Genomic DNA, 4,028 nt, shown 5'->3' with positions numbered 1-4,028 from the left:
TGGCCGAACTGCTGGCCGACTATCTGCGCCACGAGTCCTACAGCGTCGAAACCGTGCACGACGGCGCTGCCGCGCTGGCCCGGCTCGGCGCGTCCGGTCCGCGGCCGGATCTGCTGATCCTCGATGTGATGATGCCCGGCCTCGATGGCCTGGAGACCCTGCGCGAGCTGCGTCGCAAGCACCCGCTGCCGGTGATCATGCTGTCAGCACGCGGCGAGCCGGTGGACCGGGTCATCGGCCTCGAACTCGGTGCCGATGACTACCTTGCCAAGCCCTGCCTGCCGCGCGAGCTGTTGGCTCGCGTTCGCGCACGGCTGCGCGCGCCGGCAACCGCGACAGCCGACACCCTCGAGCTCGGCAGTCTGCGCATCGAAACGCTGACCCGCACGGCGCTGCTGCACGGCCAGCCGCTGGAGCTGACCGGCGCCGAGTTCTCGCTGTTGATGGCCTTGGCGACGCGGCCCGGCCAGGTGGTCGACAAGGCGGTGCTGACCCGCGAAGGCCTGGGCCGCGAGATCGAACGTTTCGATCGCGCCGTCGATGTCCACATCAGCCGCCTGCGCCGCAAGCTGGCCGATGCCGCAAGCGACGCGCCAGGCATCGACGCCGTGCGCGGCCTCGGTTATCAGCTGATCGTCGGCAAGACTGCGGCGCCAAACGCAACATGAAACTGCCGACCCCGAACCTGTACGCGCGGCTGCTGCTGTGGTTCGTCGCCGCCAACATCGCCACCTTGGTGATCAGCGTGTTCGTCACCGAACGCTTTGCGCGCAACGCCTATCGCGGCGAGCCGGACTGGACGGCGATGGCCGAAGCCGCCAACCGCGTCTACATCCGCAAGGGCGTGCAAGGGCTGGATGAATGGCGCGAGCGCCGGCAGCTCGATGGCATCGAAGCCAGCCTGTACGAGGGCGATCGCAACCTGCTGCATCGTCCGACGCCGCCGATCGCGCGCCGTGCGCTCGACCGCCTGCTGAGCGAGGACTCGGTGGTGCTGCGGCCGCGGCCGGAAGTGCTGATCGTCGCCGAGAAGGTGATCGGCAGCGACAGCATCGAGCGGCGGCTGATCGCCGTCCGCGGGCCGCGCGCGCCACCGCCGCGCATCGAGCATCTGCTGATGGTGCAGCTGGTGCTGTCGATGCTGGTGATCGGCGCGCTGGGCTGGTGGGTGGCGCGCAGCATCGCCCGGCCGGTCGCGGCGATCGCCGATGCCACGCGGCGGATGACCGCCGGTGATCTGGCGACGCGGGTCGGCGCACCGTGGAACGGGCGCGACGACGAACTCGGCCGCCTCGCGGCCGATTTCGATCGCATGGCGGCGCGCATCGAAGCGCTGATCGCCCACGAGCGTGGCGTGCTGCAGGACGTTTCCCACGAACTGCGCTCGCCGCTGGCCCGCCTGCACCTGCTGCTCGATCTCGCCAGCCGCAGCGCACCAGGAGCCGCTGCCAACCACTTCACCCGAGCCGAGGCGGAGATCACCCGGCTCGATCGGATCATCGGCGAAGCGCTGGCGCTGTCGCGGATGGAAGCGGACCTGCCCGGCATGACCATGGAACAGGTCGATCTGGCCGCAATGCTGCAGTCCCGGGCAAGCGCCTTCCGCATCGAAGCCGACACGCGGCAGATCGGCATCGCGCTGCAGCTGGCGGCTTCGCTGCCGGTCAGCGGCAATCACGGCCTGCTCGAGCGGGCAGTCGACAATCTGCTGTCGAACGCCGTGAAATTCAGCGCCGACGGCGGCCAGATCGTGCTCAGCCTGCACAGCGAGGATGGGCCGACGCCGCAGGCCGTGATCGAGATCCGCGACCACGGCCCCGGCGTGCCCGAAACCGACCTCGGCAAGCTGTTCCGGCCGTTCTTTAGGGGCGCCAATGCCGCACGCGCCGAAGGCCACGGGCTGGGCCTGGCGATCGTCGAACGCATTGCCCGCGCGCATGGCGGCAGCTTGTCTGCGGCCAATGCCGAAGGTGGTGGCTTGAGGGTTGCTTTACGCCTGCCGGCGCTGCGGATTGCAGGGCTAGAATAGATCCATCGCCCTCCACAGGACCGCCATCAACGGCGGAAAACCCGATGAAACTCGCCACCTTGCGTGATGGCAGCCGTGATGGCCGGCTGGTCGTCGTCAGCCGCGATCTGCGCCACGCCGCGCCGGTGCCGCAGACCCGAACCCTGCAGCAAGCCCTCGACGACTGGGAGGCCATCGCCCCCGATCTGCAGCTGCTGTCGGACAAGCTCAACGAGGGCGGCATCGCCGGCACCCTGAGCTTCGATCCCTGCGAATGCCTGTCGCCGCTGCCGCGCGCCTATCAATGGGCGGACGGTTCGGCCTACGTCAATCATGTCGAGCTGGTGCGTCGCGCTCGCGGCGCCGAACTGCCAGCCAGTTTCTGGACCGATCCGCTGATCTACCAGGGCGGCTCGGACAGCTTCCTCGCGCCCTGCGCCGCGATACCGCTGGCCAATGCCGACTGGGGCCTTGACCTCGAAGGCGAACTCGCGGTGATCACCGGTGACGTGATGATGGGCGCCTCGCCGGAAGCTGCGGCCAGCTCGATCCGTCTGGTGATGCTGGCCAACGATGTCTCGCTGCGCAATCTGATCCCGGAGGAACTGGCGAAGAACTTCGGATTCTTCCAGTCCAAGCCCTCGAGCAGTTTCAGCCCCTGCGCGGTGACACCCGACGAACTCGGCGCCGCCTGGGATGGCGAGCGCCTGCATCGCCGGTTGCTGACCGCCGTCAACGGCCAGAAGCTCGGTGCTCCGAATGCCGGGCAGGACATGGTGTTCGGCTTCCCGCAGCTGATCAGCCATATCGCCAAGACTCGCCCGCTGGTGGCCGGCTCGATCATCGGCAGCGGCACGGTATCGAACAAGGGCGAAGACGGCGGGCCCGGCAAACCGGTCGCCGACGGCGGCGTCGGCTACGCCTGCCTGGTCGAACAGCGCACCGTCGAAACCCTGCTGTCGGGTCAAGCGACGACGCCCTATCTGCAGCACGGCGACTCTATCCGCATCGAGATGCTCGACGACGACGGCGTCTCTATCTTCGGCGCGATCGAGCAGGTGGTGCGGCCTTATCCCTGAGCCTGGTTTTGACCCGGTTCGAACCGGGTCACGGCTGATGCCAGATGAAGTTGCCGAAGCCGCGTGGCCCATCGGCTGTCTCGACGCTCGCGGTGATCTTCAGCGTCGCCGTGTCGATGCGCTGCACGCTGTTCGATTCCCAGTTGACGACCTGGACGCTGCGGCCATCGGCCGAAGCTTCGATGCCTTCCGGGTAGTCACCGACGTCGATGGTCGCAAGCTTCGCGAAGCTGCCGGTATCGAACACGCTGACCGTGCCCGCGTACTGGTTGGTGACGAAGGCGCGGCCGTTGGCGAGCGCCACCGCGTACGGGCGTTCGCCGACCGCGACCGTGGCGATCGTTTTCGCGTTGGCCACGTCGATCACCGTCACGTCATTGCTGCCGACGTTGGCGGTGTAGGCGCGGCTATCGTCGGCGGATAAGGTAACGCCGAACGGCCGGGTGCCGACCTTGATCGTTGCGCGCACGGTGAAGCTGGCGGTGTCGATGATCGACACCTGATCGTCGTCGCGGTCGGCGCTGAGCAAGCTCCGGCCATTGCGGCTGATCGCCAGTCCGGACGGCGATTGGCCGACCTGGACGAAGCCGGTGACCGTGCGCCGGATCGGATCGATCGCGTAGACGCGGTGCTGGTACCAGTCGGCGACATAGAGCGGCGCACCGGACGGCGGGACGACGATGCCGAGCGGGCCGCCGCCGACGTCGATGCGGCCGACGACCGCGCGGCTCGCGGTGTCGATGATGGTGACGAACTTGCCTTCCGGGCTGCTGACGTAGGCGCGGCCGGCCTGCTGGGCGACGGCGACACCGGCGGGCTTTCCGTCGACCGGAATATCGGCCAGCCGTTGCATCGTTGTCAGGTCGATGACGCTGACCCGGTTGGCGACCTGGGCCGGCACGAAGGCCAGTTCATGCGCCGTCACCGAGCCCGAAAACAGC

At 68.2% G+C, this 4,028-nt stretch carries 4 protein-coding genes; 3 read left to right on the top strand and 1 reads right to left on the bottom strand.

Annotation, left to right across the window (positions count from 1 at the left end):
- Positions 1 to 8: 8 nt before the first annotated feature.
- The 3 genes from QZY06_RS12305 to QZY06_RS12295 are packed head-to-tail and all read left to right on the top strand — an operon-like array spanning position 9 to position 3,087.
- Positions 9 to 668: a response regulator transcription factor gene (locus QZY06_RS12305; protein ID WP_295684727.1), complete on the top strand. Its 660-nt coding sequence runs from the start codon at positions 9 to 11 to the stop codon at positions 666 to 668.
- Positions 665 to 2,029, top strand: a complete 1,365-nt coding sequence (locus QZY06_RS12300) for a HAMP domain-containing sensor histidine kinase (RefSeq protein WP_295684725.1) — start codon at positions 665 to 667, stop codon at positions 2,027 to 2,029. The genes QZY06_RS12305 and QZY06_RS12300 overlap by 4 nt, the downstream gene beginning before the upstream one ends.
- 44 nt (positions 2,030 to 2,073) lie before the next feature.
- Entirely contained in the window at positions 2,074 to 3,087 is a 1,014-nt protein-coding gene (locus QZY06_RS12295; protein ID WP_295684722.1) for a fumarylacetoacetate hydrolase family protein, read from the top strand.
- Between the two features lie 28 nt (positions 3,088 to 3,115).
- On the opposite strand, the gene QZY06_RS12290 is transcribed toward QZY06_RS12295, so the two are convergent.
- On the bottom strand, positions 3,116 to 4,027 hold the full coding sequence (locus QZY06_RS12290) for a YncE family protein (protein WP_367275629.1): 912 nt from the start codon (positions 4,025 to 4,027) through the stop codon (positions 3,116 to 3,118).
- Position 4,028 lies beyond the last annotated feature (1 nt).

Source organism: uncultured Nevskia sp. (genome assembly GCF_903885465.1).
Classification (GTDB): Bacteria; Pseudomonadota; Gammaproteobacteria; order Nevskiales; family Nevskiaceae; genus Nevskia.
Note: the sequence above shows the minus strand (reverse complement) of the source record. Positions and strands in the feature narration are given on the sequence as shown.